A 13,198-nucleotide genomic window follows, 5' to 3' on the forward strand; every position below is an offset into this window, starting at 1 on the left:
GGTCCTTGGATGGGGTGGGAAGCTCAGCTCTTGACTTCTTCGAACGTGAACGCCGTGGCCAGCTTGATCAGCGCGTATTCCAGCGCCAGGCCGACGATGCCGATCACGAAGATGGCGATGATGATGTTCTTGACGTTCAGGTTGTTCCACTCGTCCCAGACCCAGAAGCCGATGCCGACGCCGCCGGTCAGCATCTCGGCCGCGACGATCACCAGCCAGGCGGTGCCCACGGCCAGCCGCACGCCGGTCAGCATGTAGGGCAGCACCGAGGGGAACAGGATCTTGGTGACGATCTTCCATTCCGACAGGTTCAGCACCCGCGCCACGTTCATGTAGTCCTGCGGTACGCGCTGCACGCCGACGGCGGTGTTGATGATCATCGGCCAGATCGAGCAGATGAAAATCGTCCAGATGGCGGCCGGGTCGGCGCCCTTGAACACCAGCAGGCCAATCGGCAGCCAGGCCAGCGGCGACACCGGGCGCATCAGGCTGATCAGCGGGTTGAACATGTGGCTCAGGAAGGTGAAGCGGCCGATCATGAAACCGACCGGAATGCCGACGACAGCCGCCAGGCCAAAGCCCATGGCGACGCGCTTGAGCGACGACAGCACGTTCCAGCCGACGCCCTGGTCGTTCGGGCCGTTGCGGTAGAACGGGTCGCTGAACAGCACGACGGCTTGCAGGAAGGTGTCCTTGGGCGAGGGAATGCTGGCCTTGGTGGCAATGGACACCACCTCCCAGATCACCGCCAGCAGCGCCAGACCCAGCAGGGGCGGCAATACGCGCAGCCACAGCGCCGAGAAGTCCCGCTGCGGCCTGGGCGCCAGTACCGTGCTCTTTTCAAGGCCTTTTACGGCATTTGCGCCTGCCCCGTCTGCATGAGTAGCTATCGAATGCGTAGCGCTCCGCTCCGCGCCGAAAGCGGCCGGAGGGGCGCTCTCCAGCGGGCTGTGAAATACGGCACTGACCATGGCGTGACCTCTTGGAGTAATGTTTCAATGAAATTTCAGGGGCGGTTTCAGGCGTGAACCTTGAAGCTGTCGGCGTACTTTTTCGGGTCCTTGCCGTCCCAGACCGTGCCGTCGATCAGCTTGCTGGTGCGCATCACGTCCTTCGGAACATTCACCTTGGCGGCGCTGGCGGCCTGCTTGTAGATGTCGATCCGGTTGATCTGCTTGGCCACGGCCAGGTAGTCCGGATGTTCCTTCATCAGGCCCCAGCGCTTGTGCTGCGTCAAAAACCACATGCCGTCGGACAGGTAGGGGAAGTTGACCGCGCCGTCGTTGAAGAACTTCATGTAGTTCGGGTCGTCCCAGGTCTTGCCCATGCCGTTCTGGTAGCGGCCCATGATGCGCTGGTTGATCGCGTCCACGCTGGTGTTGACATAGGCCTTGCCGGCGATGGTTTCGGCCATCTTGTTCTTGTTGGCCAGGCTGGCGTCGATCCATTGGCCCGCTTCCAGGATGGCGGCGGTCACGGCGCGGGCGGTGTTCGGGTATTTCTGGGTGAACTCGGCCGTGGTGCCCAGCACCTTTTCCGGGTGGTCTTTCCAGATGTCCTGCGTGGTCACGGCGGTGATGCCGATGCCGTCCATGATCGCGCGGTGGCCCCAGGGCTCGCCGACGCAAAAGCCGTCCATGTTGCCGATGCGCATGTTGGCGACCATCTGCGGCGGCGGCACGGTGATGACCTTGGCATCCGACATCGGGTTGATGCCGTTGGCCGCCAGCCAGTAATACAGCCACATGGCGTGGGTTCCGGTCGGGAAGGTCTGGGCAAAGGTGTATTCGCGTTTTTCGCTGGCCATCAGCTTGGCCAGGCCGGGGCCGTCCACCGCGCCCTTGTCGGCCAGTTTTTTGCTCAGCGTGATGGCCTGGCCGTTGTTGTTCAGCGTCATCAGCACGGCCATGTCTTTCTTGGGGCCGGCGGTGCCGAGGTGTACGCCGTAGATCAGGCCGTACAGCACATGGGCAAAGTCGAGTTCGCCGTTGACCAGCTTGTCGCGCACGCCGGCCCAGCTCGCTTCCTTGCTCGGGATGATGGTCACGCCGTATTTCTTGTCGATGCCGAGAACAGAGGCCATGACCACCGACGCGCAGTCGGTCAGCGGAATGAAGCCGATCTTGACTTCCTTCTTTTCCGGGGCGTCCGAGCCCTGGGCATACACGGCGGCGCGCAATGCCGGGCTGATGCCCACGGCGCCCACGGCGGCGGCTTGCAGCACGCTGCGGCGGGTGAGGGATGATTTGAGCAGGTCCGTCATTCAGCAACTCCTGGAAATAAAACAAAATAAAAAAAGGCGTTCGACCCGAGCCGCCACACGGTGGTGTGACGACAGGGTTCGAACGCCTTTGTTCTTGGACTTTCCGCTTCGCCGTTGAAGCGGAAGGCCCGGTATTGAATTCATTGCAAAAGCTGTGCCAGTTTTGGCGTGCTGCTCGGCAAAGGCTGAAAGTTTTAAGCTAATCGGGCTGTAGCGCTTGTCATGCTTGCGAAAGCAGCTATTAAATAAATAGCAATTTGGCTGCTGGCGGGTCGAATTCCGGTTTCTCCGAAGGCGCACTGCTGTTGTGCGCCGCACCATTTCGGCGTTGGCGCGCTAGCCGAGCAGGTCGGCCACATCGAGCATGCGCTGCGCCACGTCGCCCAGCCGCATGCCCTTGTCCATGGCCGCCTTGCGCAGTTTTTCATAGGCTGCCTGCTCGCTCAGGCCCTGGCGCTGCATCAGCAGGCCCTTGGCCTTGTCGATGACCTTTCGGTCCTTCAGCTCGGTGCGTGCCTCGGCCAGTTCGCGGCGCAGTCCCTGTTCGTGCTGGAACCGGGCCATGGCCACGTCCAGGATGGGGCGGATGCGCGAAGGCTCCAGCCCGGCGACGATGTAGGCCGAGACACCGGCCGCCACGGCTTCCTTGACATGGCGGGTGTCGTCGTCATTGGTGAACAGCACGATGGGCCGGCGCGCGTCGCGCGTGGCCATGACGACGTGCTCAAGCGAATCGCGGGCGTCGCTTTCGGCGTCCACGATGATCATGTCGGGCTGGATTTGTGCCAGCCTGTCCATCAGGAACATGTCGGCGGGCAGGGTGGCGACCAGGTTGAAGCCGCTTGCAAGCAGTCCAATGCGGAGCGTGCGCGAACGCTCGGCCTGGCTCAAGGCGTCGTCGTCGTCGGGATCGGTGATGGCCAGGTCGGGCGCGACCACCACAATGCGAAGGGCGTCATTCATCGAAAAATTGATGCAAGAATCGCGCCAAAAATGGCGCTTTGTGGGCTCCTTCGTCGGCCAGCCGCGCCACGGTCATTCCGCGTAGAATCGGCCCCGCTCCGGGGTGCCTTTCTGCTGCTGACGGCAGGGCGGCTGAGATGGTCAGAACCGAACCCGCGAACTTGAATCGGATCATGCCGACGTAAGAAGAGCTGTCAGGACAGGGGCCACGCCCCCGCCACAACTTTCGGAGCACCCTGCACCCGCAGACCACCGAAGGAATGGCGACCATGAATGCAATCAACACCCCCGCAGACCTGAGCCCGCAAGCGCGCACCGACGCCATCGTGCAGGGCTTGCTGGCCTTCATGGCCCAGGACGGCGCGAGCGACGAGGCCTTCAACCAGCAGGCGCTGGCGCTGTTTGCGCACCAGTTCCAGCACAACCCGGCATTCCAGCGCTTTTGCCGGCAAAAAGGCCGGACGCCGCGCACCGTGAACCGCTGGCAGGACATTCCCGCCGTGCCCATCAGTGCCTTCAAGGCGCTGACCTTGAGCTGCCAGCCACTGGCCGACACGGACCGCGTGTTCATGACCAGCGGCACCACCCAGGGCGACGTCAAGGGCAAACACCACCATCCGACGCTGGCGGTCTACGACGCGTCGATGCGCGCCAATTTCAGCCAGCGCTTCATGCGCGGCACTGATCGCATCGCCATGGGCATTTTGTTTCCGACTGAAGAGGTCTTGCCGAATTCGTCCCTGGCGCACTACCTGGCGCTGGCCGTTCAGGATTTCGGCATGGCCGGCAGTCAGTATTTTTTGACGCCGCAGGGGCTGGACACCGCGCGCCTGTGCGCGGCGCTGGCGCAGGCCGAGCAGAACGGCACGCCCTATGCGCTGCTGGGCGCCAGCTACAGCCTGGTGCATTTGATGGATGCGCTTGAGCAGCAGGGCCGCAGGTTTGCCTTGCCGCCAGGCAGCCGGTTGCTGGACACCGGCGGCTTCAAGGGCCAGTCGCGCGACATCCCGATAGCGCAGTTTTATGCGCAGCTGTCGCAACTCTTGGGCGTGCCGGCCAGCCACTGCATCAACATGTACGGCATGACCGAGTTGAGCACGCAGTTCTACGACGACGGCAATGCGGTACTGCCGTCCGTCAAGTCGGGGCCGCACTGGATACGCTCGCGTCTGGTCAACCCGATGACGGGCGAGGAGGTGGCGCATGGCGCGCCCGGCGTGCTGGCGCATTGCGACCTGGCCAATTTCAATTCGGTCACGACCATCCTGACCGAGGATGTCGGCGTGGCGGTCGACGGCGGTTTCCTGCTGCTTGGGCGGGCCGAAGGCGCGCAGGCCAAGGGCTGCTCGCTGGCGGTCGAAGAGTTCTTGCGGGCGGCCCAGGCGTGACCACGCTGCACGCGGTGGCCGGCTACCTGCCGGGCCTGCAGCCCGAGGAACTGGCCTGGCAAACGCTGCACTTTGAAGGCCCCGGTGACCGGCTGGAAGTGGCCGTGCCGGAACTGAGCCCGGCGCAGTGGGTGGCGCTGGCCGAGCGCGTCAAGCAGGGCAGCCGGGCCTACCTGAAAACCCGGACGGTGTCGCAGATCATCGCCGTGGTAGACCGCGCGGTGGCGCGTCTGCTTGACCCGGCCGACCCCTGGCGCCAGCAGGCCGACAGGCTGCTGCCGCTGGTGACGGGCTTTGATGCCGAAATGGTGCGGCTGGGGCTGACGGCCTACCTGAAAACCTTTCGCCAGCCGCAGCTGCAGCGCTTCGTGGCCGAGGACTTTGCCAATCCCAAGCTGCTCGATGAATTCCAGCCGCGTCCCAAGGGCGGCTTTGCCAAGGCCATGGGACCGGACCTGCTGGTCCACATCTGGGCCGGCAACGTGCCGGGCCTGCCGGTCTGGAGCCTGATCTCGGGCCTGCTGGTCAAGGCCGGCAACATCGGCAAGCTGCCCGGCGCCGAGCCGCTGTTTGCCGGCTGGTTCGCCCGGCTGCTGGTCGAGGAAGACCCCGGCCTGGCCGACTGCCTGGCCGTGGGCTGGTGGAAGGGCGGCGATGCGGCGCGCGAGCAGGCGCTTTTTGCGCAGGCCGACGTGGTGCTGGCCTACGGCGGCAACGCCGCGCTGCAGGCGGTGCGGCAGCAGGTCCCGGTCACCACGCGGTTTTTGGGCTACGGGCACAAGCTCAGCTTTGGCATGGTGTCCCGCGCCGCGCTCGATGCGCGCAAGGCGCAGGGCACGGCGCACCTGGCCGCCTACGACGTGGTGCGCTACGACCAGCAGGGCTGCTATTCGCCGCAGCTGTTTTACGTCGAGCGCGGCGGCAAGGTCTCGCCGCGCGACTTTTCGCAGTACCTGGCCCATGAGCTGGCCAGTTTTGAGCACAAGTTTGCGCGCCGCGTGCTGCCGCTGGACGACGCCGCCAGCGTCGCCCGCTGGCAGCAGGACCACGAAATGCAGCTGTTCGCACAGCCGGGCAACGCCCTGATCGGCGAGGCCGGCGCGCCCTGGCGCGTGGCCTATGCCGACCAGTTGCAGCCGCTGGCGCCCAGCGCGCTGAACCGCACCGTGCAGGTGGTGGCCGTTGACCGGCTCGAAGACGTGGTGCCGGTGATCGCCCGCAGCCGGGCTTTTTTGCAGACCGTGGGGCTGGCCGCTGCGCCGGCCGAGCTGTTTGCGCTGGCCGAGGCGCTGGGACGCGCGGGCGTGACCCGCATCTGTGCGCTGGGCGCCATGACTGCGCCCGAGGCTGGCTGGCACCACGACGGCCGCTTTAATCTGCTGGACCTTGTCCAGATGGTCGAGATTGAGCAGTCGGCCGAACTGGCCGCTGAACGCTTCGCGCCGTATGCTGACTAGCCCGTCAATGTTGGCGGGGCGCCGGCCATGAGTTTCCTGGACCTGCAGCAGGTGAGCTTCACCTTCCCGGGCCGCCCCGCCGTGGTGCAGCGGGTCGACTGGCGCATTGCCCAGGGGCAATTTCATTGCCTGGTGGGCCGCAGCGGCTGCGGAAAAACCACGCTGCTCAAGCTGGCCGCCGGGCTGCTGCAGCCCGGCGAGGGCCGCATCACCTTGCATGGCGAGCAGCTCGCCCCGCCCGGGCCGCAGCTGGGTTTTGTGTTCCAGGCGCCGACCTTGCTGGAATGGCACACCGTGCTGGACAACGTGCTGCTGCCGCTGTCGCTGCGGCACAAGCCGACGCCGCAGGAAGTGGCCCGCGCGCAGCAGTTGCTGGCGCTGATGGGCTTGTCGGCCTGCGAGCGCCACTATCCGCGCCACTTGTCGGGCGGGCAGCAAAGCCGGGTGGCGATTGCGCGCGCACTGGTGGGCGAGCCCGCCATGCTGCTGCTCGATGAGCCGTTTGCGGCGCTGGACGCCATCACCCGCGAGGAACTGCAGGACGATTTGCTGGCGCTGTGCCGGCTGCGCCAGACCACGGTGTTCTTTGTCACCCACGACATCGCCGAAGCGGTGTACCTGGCCGACCGCGTCGCGGTGATGGACTGCGGCCGCATCCGTCACGACCTGCAGGTGGCGTTGCCCCGGCCGCGCGGGCGCCAGATCCGCTACAGCCCGGCGTTCAATGCGCTGTGCGCGCAGCTCCGGGCGGCGATGGACGGGGGGGCGCCATGAGCGCGGGCTGGAGCCGGTTCGGCGCCTGCGTGCTGCTGGCTGCCGGGCTGCTGTGCTGGGAGTTTGTGGCGCGCGCACTGAAGCTGTCGGCGCTGGTGCTGCCGCCGCCATCTGCGGTGCTCGCCGCGCTGTGGCAGGGCTTGCGCTCCGGCTACTTCTGGCCGCACATCGGCCAGACCATGCTGGAACTGCTGCTCGGGCTGACGGCTGGCTGCGCGCTGGGGCTGGCCAGCGGCGTGCTGCTGGGCGAATCCGCCGCGCTGCGCCGCCTGCTGATGCCCTATGTGGTGACCAGCCAGGTGGTGCCCAAGCTGGCGCTGGCGCCCTTGTTCATTGTCTGGTTCGGTTTTGGCATGACCTCGACGGTGGTGATCACCGCGCTGATCTGCTTTTTTCCGTTGATGGAAAACACCATGACCGGCATCGCGCAGGTCGATGCGCGGCGGCTGGAGCTGTTTCGCATGCTGGGGGCGACGCGCTGGCAGACGCTGCTGCGGCTGAAAATCCCGGCTGGCCTGCCCGGCATCCTGGCCGGCTTTCGGGTCGCCGTGGTGCTGGCGCTGGTCGGCGCCGTGGTCGGCGAGTTCATTGGCGGCAGCCAGGGCCTGGGGGCCTTGATCATTGCGTCGCAGGGCATGATGGACACGCCGCTGATGTTCGCCGTGCTGGTTCTCATCACCTTGCTGGGGCTGGGGCTGTACCAGTTCGCCGTGGCACTTGAAAAACGCTTGCTCGCATCACGCTTCACCACTCTCCCAAAGGAAATCAAATAATGAAATTAGCCATCGTTCGTTCAGTGGCCGCGCTGGCGGCTGCAACCGTGTTGAGTCTGGGGTTCGCGGGCGCCGGCCTGGCGGCCTCGCCAGCGGCGCTGGAAAAGGTCGTGGTGGCAGGCTGGAGCAAGCCGATCACGGAAGTCACCAATTTGCTGGTCGATGAGGACAAGGGCTTTTTCAAGGCCAAAGGCCTGGACCTGCAGTATGTGCCGGGCGCGGGCGGCGGCGATGCGATTCGCAACATCCTGACTGGCCAGGCCGATCTGGCCTTCACCGATCCGGGGTCGTTTTTTGCGGCGCTTGAAAAAGGCGAAAAACTGCGCGCAATTTACGACATCTATCCGCAAAATGTGTTCAATGTGGTGTCGCTCAAAAGCCGGAACATCACCAAGCCGGCCGATTTGAAGGGCAAGAAAATTGGCGTCTACAGCTTGTCCAGCGGCACCCGGCAAAATTTGCTGGTGCTGCTGCACCAGGCCGGCCTGCGCGAATCGGACGTGACGATTGTGGTCACTGGCCTGCTGAACTTTGCGCCGCTGATGCAGGGCCAGGTCGACGCCACCGCCGCCACCGACACCGGCCTGCTGGTCGGCCGGCAAAAAGGACTGGCTGATGTCAATGTGATGGAGGTCAAAAACCACCTGAACGTGTCCAGCGACCTGTTTGTGGTGCGCGAGGAAACCTACCAGCAGAAAAAGGAACTGTTGAAAAAATTCCTGGCCGGCTACCGCGACAGCATCAACTGGATGATCCAGCAGCCCGAGGAAGCGGCGGCGCTGGCCGTCAGGCGCGCCATTGACGGCAAGGATGCCGCCGTCAACCTGGACGTGATCCGCCTGCGCAACCTGGCCAGCGTATCCGCCACCACGCAGAAAAAAGGACTGGGCGCCTTTGACATGGACGTGTTGCAAAAAGCCGCCGACACCTACCTGGCGCTGGGCCTGGTGCAGCGCGCCATCAAGGTCTCCGAGGTGGTGAGCCAAGACCTTCTGCCCGCCAAATGAGCCAGGCAGCGGCCATGAAGTTCCAGGGCCAGGTGGTCCTCGTCACGGGGGCCAGCCGGGGCATTGGCGCGGCCATCGCGCTGGCGTTTGCCCGCGAGGGCGCGCTGGTGGTCGTGAACTACCTGCACAACGCGGCGGCGGCGGCCGACGTGGTGGCGCGCTGCAAGGCGCTGGGCGGCGACGCCTGGGCGATTCAGGCCGATGTGTGCTCGGAAGCCGCAGTGCAGGCCATGGTGGCGCAGATTCTGGACGAAGCCGGCAAGCTGGACGTGGTGGTCAACAATGCCTTCAAGGCCTTCACCTTCGACCCCGAGCAGCGCAAGATGTTCTGGGAACTGGCTTGGTCCGACTACGAAGCCCAGCTCGACGGGGCGGTTCACGCCGTCTACAACGTCTGCCAGGCGGCGCTGCCGCATTTCAGGCAGCGCGCCCGGGGCTGCATCGTCAACCTGGTGAGCGACCTGGTCGAGCGGCCCCTGGTGCCTTACCACGACTACACCACGGCCAAGTCGGCGCTGGTTGGCTTCAGCCGCAACCTGGCGGTGGAACTGGGGCCGCTGGGCATACGCGTGAACTGCGTGGCGCCCGGCCTGGTCTACCCGACCCAGGCCAGCCTGGCTACCCGCGAAGAGGTCAAGGCGCAGATCATGGGCCAGACCCCGCTGCGCAGAATCGCCACGCCCGACGATGTGGCCGGGCCGGTGCTGTTTCTGGCGTCGGACTGGAGCCGCTTCATGACCGGCCAGGTGCTGTTCGTGGACGGCGGCCTGGTGATGAAATAAGCCCCTGCGCCGGCGCGACGGACGCTGAAAAGCCCGCTTGCGTTCTTGTCTTCCATGCCCAGCGACCAGACCGCGTGGCCTAAACTACCGGTCTATGTCTGAAAAAATGCTGGTGTTGGGAATTGAGTCGTCGTGCGACGAAACGGGCGTGGCCCTGGTGCAAACGCGCGGGCAGGATGCGCCAATCTTGCTGGCCGATGCGCTGTACAGCCAGATCGCCATGCACCAGCCCTTTGGCGGCGTGGTGCCAGAGCTGGCCAGCCGCGACCACATCCGGCGCGTGCTGCCGCTGACGCGGGAGGTCATGCAGCGGGCGCAGCGCGCGCTGGCAGAGGTTGATGTGGTGGCCTACACGCGCGGCCCGGGCCTGGCGGGCGCGCTGCTGGTAGGCGCCGGCGTGGCGTGCTCGCTGGCCGCCGCGCTGGGCAAGCCTGCGATGGGCGTTCACCATCTGGAAGGCCACCTGCTGTCTCCATTTCTCAGCGCCGACCCGCCCGAGTTTCCGTTTGTCGCGCTGCTGGTGTCGGGCGGCCACACCCAGCTGATGCGCGTGGACCGCGTCGGCAGCTACGAGATGCTCGGTGAAACCATCGACGACGCGGCCGGCGAGGCCTTCGACAAGTCGGCCAAGCTGATGGGCCTGCCGTATCCCGGCGGGTCGCACCTGGCCAGGCTGGCGCTGGGCGGAGACGGCGCGGCCTTCAAGCTGCCGCGCCCGCTGCTGCACAGCGGCAACCTCGATTTTTCATTCTCCGGCCTGAAAACTGCAGTGCTGACGCAGGCGAAAAAACTCGGCCCCGAACTGGAAAGCCGCAAGGCCGACCTGGCCGCGTCCACGCAGGCGGCGATTGTCGAGGTGCTGGTGAAGAAAACGCTGGCTGCCTTGTCGCAGACCGCGCTCAAGCGGCTGGTGGTGGCGGGCGGCGTCGGCGCCAATGCCTTGCTGCGCAGCCAGCTCGATGCCGCCTGCCGGCAGCGCGGCATTCGCGTGCATTACCCCGAACTGGCGTTTTGCACCGACAACGGCGCCATGATCGCGATGGCGGCAGGCATGCGGCTGCAGGCCGGGCTGGTCGATCTGCCCATGCTTCAGGGCCGCTACGCCTTTGACGTGAAGCCGCGCTGGAACCTTTCGGAATTCCTGCCCGGACCCGTCCCGGCAGGCTGAACGCCCGCTACGTTCCGCCGGGGCTGGGCCATGTCAGGCTGGCGCCGGCTTGAGATTCCAACAATACAGGACTTTTTCTCTTTTCTTATGCGAACTCTTTTCAAATCCACCACCGCCGCCCTGGGCCTGGGCCTTTCATTGCTGGCCCAGGCGCAGCCCGCTGCCCAGCCGCCGGTGCGCATCGCGCTGATCGAAAGCCTGTCCGGCGCCTTTGCCAATACCGGCGAGGCCGTGTTCCGCAACCTGGTCTGGGCCACTGAACGCGTCAATGCGCGCGGCGGTGTCAAGCTGGCCGACGGCGCGCACACCCTGGCCGTTGAACGCTATGACAACAAGGGCCAGAACGAGGAAGCGCTGGCCGCGCTGCGCTCGGCCATCGACGACGGCGTGACGGTGATCGCGCAGGGCAATTCGTCGTCGGTGGCGGCGGCGCTGATCGACGCCATCAACAAGCACAACGAACGCGAGCCGGGCAAGCGGGTGCTTTTCCTGAACTATTCGGCGGTCGATCCCATCCTGACGAACGAGAAATGTAGTTTCTGGCATTTCCGCTTCGACGCCCATGCCGACATGCGCATGGCCGCGCTGATGGACGTGTTCAAGGACGACGCGGCGGTCAAGAAGGTCTACCTGATCGGCCAGGACTACAGCTTCGGCCAGGCCGTGCTGCGCGAAGGGCGCAAGCAGATCGCGGCGCAGCGGCCCGATGTGCAGATCGTCGGCGACGAATTGCATCCGATCGGCCGCGTCAAGGATTTCATTCCGTATGCGGTCAAGATCAAGTCCAGCGGCGCGCAGGCAGTGCTGACCGGCAATTGGGGCAACGACCTGACGCTGCTCATCAAGGCGGCCAGGGAAGTCGGCTACGAAGGCAAGTTCTACACCTTCTACGGCAATGCGCTGGGGGTTCCCGCTGCGCTGGGCGATGCCGGCGTCGGCAAGGTGATCGCCGTGGCCGACTGGTTCCCTAACACGCCGGGCGCGGCGTCCGAGAATTTTTACCAGTCGTTTCGCCAGCGCTTTCCCCGGCCGCAGGACGACTATGTCCACATGCGCATGCAGCTGATGGTGGAAACGCTCGCCCAGAGCCTGGAGAAAGCCGGCAGCAGCGAAGCTGGCGCCGTCGCCGCGCAGATGGAAAAGGCCACAGTGGACTTTTCCGGCTTCAAGGGCCGCATGCGCGCCACCGACCACCAGTTCCAGCAGCCGCTGGCCGTCGCCATGATGGACCGGCAGGGCGCGCCAGGCACGAAGTTCGATGTCGAGGGTTCAGGCTACGGTTTTCGCGTCATCAAGACGATTTCTGCGCAGCGCGCCGAGCAGCCGACCAGTTGCACGATGGCGCGGCCATAAGCCTCTGATACCCGTTCAACCATAAGAAGGCAGGCATGAGACAGTCAGTTTTGAACCTTGAAGAGTCGATGATCCGCCAGGTGGCCAATGCGGGCATGGGGCGCAGCGATGTGCTGAAGTTCTGGTTTGGCGAAAGCGACGAGACGACGCCCGCTTTCATCACGGACGCCGCCATCGCTTCGCTGCAGCAGGGCGAGACGTTTTATTCCCACAATCTCGGCTTGCCGGAATTGCGCGACGCCATTGCCGGGTATTCGACAGGCTTGCGCTACCCGGGCGCCGCACCGATTGCCGCCGGCCGTATCGCCGTGACCTCGGGCGGCGTCAATGCGCTGATGCTCGCCGTGCAGGCGCTGGTCGATGCCGGCGACGAGGTGGTGGCGGTGACGCCGGTCTGGCCGAACTTGACGGCGCAGCCACTGATCATGGGCGCTGACCTGCGCTGCGTCAGCCTCAAGCCGGTGGCAGGCGAATGGCAGCTCGACATGGCCGAACTGCTTGCCGCCATCACGCCGGCCACCAGGCTGCTGATCGTCAATGCACCGAACAATCCGACTGGCTGGACGCTGAGCCGGGAAGAACAGGCTTCGATCCTGGCGCATTGTCGCACGACCGGCACCTGGATTCTGGCCGACGAGGTCTATGAGCGCCTGTACTTCGAGCCGACGCCCAACGGCTGCGCGCCCAGCTTCCTGGATATTGCCGATTCCGAAGACCGGCTGGTGGTCGCCCACAGTTTTTCCAAGAGCTTCCTGATGACCGGCTGGCGTCTGGGCTGGCTGGTGATGCCGCCCAGCATGACGCCGCACATGGGCAAGCTGGTCGAATTCAACACCTCCTGCGCGCCGGTGTTCATCCAGCGTGCCGGGCTGGTCGCGTTGCAGGGGACCAACGACGTCACGCCACAACTGGTAGCGCACCTGAAAACCTGCCGCGATACGCTGGTGCCGCTGCTGCAGGCACTGCCCGGTGTGGAAGTGGCCACGCCCAAGGGCGGCATGTACGCTTTTTTCAGGCTGTCCGACCAAGACCGATTCGGTGATTCGCTGGAAACCGCCAAGCGTCTGGTGGTCGAGGCCGGACTCGGCCTGGCGCCAGGCAATGCCTTCATGGTCAATCCCGGTCCTGATGCCCAGGGCTGGCTGCGCTGGTGTTTTGCCAGCCGGGATGTGGCCCGCTTGTCGCAGGGCGTCGATCGGCTCAAGCGCTGGCTTACGCTATAATCCGAAGTTCCGCGCTACATGCGGCGGCTTGAAAAAGCAGCTTGCAA

Annotated in this window: 12 protein-coding genes; 9 read left to right on the forward strand and 3 right to left on the reverse strand. The window is 65.1% G+C overall.

Annotation, left to right across the window (positions count from 1 at the left end; translation table 11 throughout):
* Positions 1-23: 23 nt before the first annotated feature.
* From ntrB to EC86_RS0103835, 3 genes are all read right to left on the reverse strand, one after another.
* Positions 24-971 (reverse strand): nitrate ABC transporter permease, encoded by a 948-nt coding sequence (ntrB, locus tag EC86_RS0103825; protein WP_029524367.1) that lies wholly within the window; start codon positions 969-971, stop codon positions 24-26.
* Between the two features lie 47 nt (positions 972-1,018).
* Positions 1,019-2,263: a CmpA/NrtA family ABC transporter substrate-binding protein gene (locus EC86_RS0103830; RefSeq protein ID WP_029524368.1), complete on the reverse strand. Its 1,245-nt coding sequence runs from the start codon at positions 2,261-2,263 to the stop codon at positions 1,019-1,021.
* A gap of 336 nt (positions 2,264-2,599) precedes the next feature.
* Positions 2,600-3,226 (reverse strand): ANTAR domain-containing response regulator, encoded by a 627-nt coding sequence (locus tag EC86_RS0103835; protein ID WP_029524369.1) that lies wholly within the window; start codon positions 3,224-3,226, stop codon positions 2,600-2,602.
* Between the two features lie 269 nt (positions 3,227-3,495).
* Here EC86_RS0103835 and EC86_RS0103845 point away from each other — a divergent pair, with 269 nt between their 5' ends.
* From EC86_RS0103845 to EC86_RS0103885, 9 genes are all read left to right on the forward strand, one after another.
* Positions 3,496-4,614: a LuxE/PaaK family acyltransferase gene (locus EC86_RS0103845; RefSeq protein WP_051676104.1), complete on the forward strand. Its 1,119-nt coding sequence runs from the start codon at positions 3,496-3,498 to the stop codon at positions 4,612-4,614.
* Complete coding sequence (locus EC86_RS0103850) at positions 4,611-6,071, forward strand: acyl-CoA reductase (protein ID WP_029524371.1); 1,461 nt, start codon at positions 4,611-4,613, stop codon at positions 6,069-6,071. Before EC86_RS0103845 ends, EC86_RS0103850 begins: the two co-directional genes overlap by 4 nt.
* A 27-nt stretch (positions 6,072-6,098) precedes the next feature.
* Positions 6,099-6,845: an ABC transporter ATP-binding protein gene (locus EC86_RS0103855; RefSeq protein WP_029524372.1), complete on the forward strand. Its 747-nt coding sequence runs from the start codon at positions 6,099-6,101 to the stop codon at positions 6,843-6,845.
* Positions 6,842-7,618 carry an ABC transporter permease gene (locus tag EC86_RS0103860; protein ID WP_029524373.1) on the forward strand — a complete coding sequence of 259 codons (777 nt, stop codon included), beginning with the start codon at positions 6,842-6,844 and terminating at the stop codon, positions 7,616-7,618. Before EC86_RS0103855 ends, EC86_RS0103860 begins: the two co-directional genes overlap by 4 nt.
* Positions 7,618-8,625, forward strand: a complete 1,008-nt coding sequence (locus tag EC86_RS0103865; RefSeq protein ID WP_029524374.1) for an ABC transporter substrate-binding protein — start codon at positions 7,618-7,620, stop codon at positions 8,623-8,625. Before EC86_RS0103860 ends, EC86_RS0103865 begins: the two co-directional genes overlap by 1 nt.
* Before the next feature lie 14 nt (positions 8,626-8,639).
* Entirely contained in the window at positions 8,640-9,407 is a 768-nt protein-coding gene (locus EC86_RS0103870) for a 3-oxoacyl-ACP reductase (RefSeq protein WP_029524375.1), read from the forward strand.
* Between the two features lie 106 nt (positions 9,408-9,513).
* Positions 9,514-10,575, forward strand: a complete 1,062-nt coding sequence (gene tsaD / locus EC86_RS0103875; RefSeq protein ID WP_029524376.1) for a tRNA (adenosine(37)-N6)-threonylcarbamoyltransferase complex transferase subunit TsaD — start codon at positions 9,514-9,516, stop codon at positions 10,573-10,575.
* A gap of 87 nt (positions 10,576-10,662) precedes the next feature.
* Positions 10,663-11,928: a branched-chain amino acid ABC transporter substrate-binding protein gene (locus tag EC86_RS0103880; protein ID WP_029524377.1), complete on the forward strand. Its 1,266-nt coding sequence runs from the start codon at positions 10,663-10,665 to the stop codon at positions 11,926-11,928.
* Between the two features lie 35 nt (positions 11,929-11,963).
* The gene (locus EC86_RS0103885) at positions 11,964-13,151 is read left to right on the forward strand and encodes a pyridoxal phosphate-dependent aminotransferase (protein ID WP_029524378.1); all 1,188 of its coding nucleotides are present in this window, start codon (positions 11,964-11,966) and stop codon (positions 13,149-13,151) included.
* Positions 13,152-13,198: the final 47 nt, after the last annotated feature.

Origin of the sequence: Polaromonas glacialis (assembly GCF_000709345.1) — a bacterium.
GTDB classification, from domain to species: domain Bacteria; phylum Pseudomonadota; class Gammaproteobacteria; order Burkholderiales; family Burkholderiaceae_C; genus Polaromonas; species Polaromonas glacialis.

Bases quoted from the DNA above. Each gene is read 5' to 3' on its own strand.
- ntrB (WP_029524367.1), bottom strand. From the start codon at position 971: ATGGTCAGTGCCGTATTTCACAGCCCGCTGGAGAGCGCCCCTCCGGCC.
- EC86_RS0103830 (WP_029524368.1), bottom strand. From the start codon at position 2,263: ATGACGGACCTGCTCAAATCATCCCTCACCCGCCGCAGCGTGCTGCAA.
- EC86_RS0103835 (WP_029524369.1), bottom strand. From the start codon at position 3,226: ATGAATGACGCCCTTCGCATTGTGGTGGTCGCGCCCGACCTGGCCATC.
- EC86_RS0103845 (WP_051676104.1), top strand. From the start codon at position 3,496: ATGAATGCAATCAACACCCCCGCAGACCTGAGCCCGCAAGCGCGCACC.
- EC86_RS0103855 (WP_029524372.1), top strand. From the start codon at position 6,099: ATGAGTTTCCTGGACCTGCAGCAGGTGAGCTTCACCTTCCCGGGCCGC.
- EC86_RS0103860 (WP_029524373.1), top strand. From the start codon at position 6,842: ATGAGCGCGGGCTGGAGCCGGTTCGGCGCCTGCGTGCTGCTGGCTGCC.
- EC86_RS0103865 (WP_029524374.1), top strand. From the start codon at position 7,618: ATGAAATTAGCCATCGTTCGTTCAGTGGCCGCGCTGGCGGCTGCAACC.
- EC86_RS0103870 (WP_029524375.1), top strand. From the start codon at position 8,640: ATGAAGTTCCAGGGCCAGGTGGTCCTCGTCACGGGGGCCAGCCGGGGC.
- tsaD (WP_029524376.1), top strand. From the start codon at position 9,514: ATGCTGGTGTTGGGAATTGAGTCGTCGTGCGACGAAACGGGCGTGGCC.
- EC86_RS0103880 (WP_029524377.1), top strand. From the start codon at position 10,663: ATGCGAACTCTTTTCAAATCCACCACCGCCGCCCTGGGCCTGGGCCTT.
- EC86_RS0103885 (WP_029524378.1), top strand. From the start codon at position 11,964: ATGAGACAGTCAGTTTTGAACCTTGAAGAGTCGATGATCCGCCAGGTG.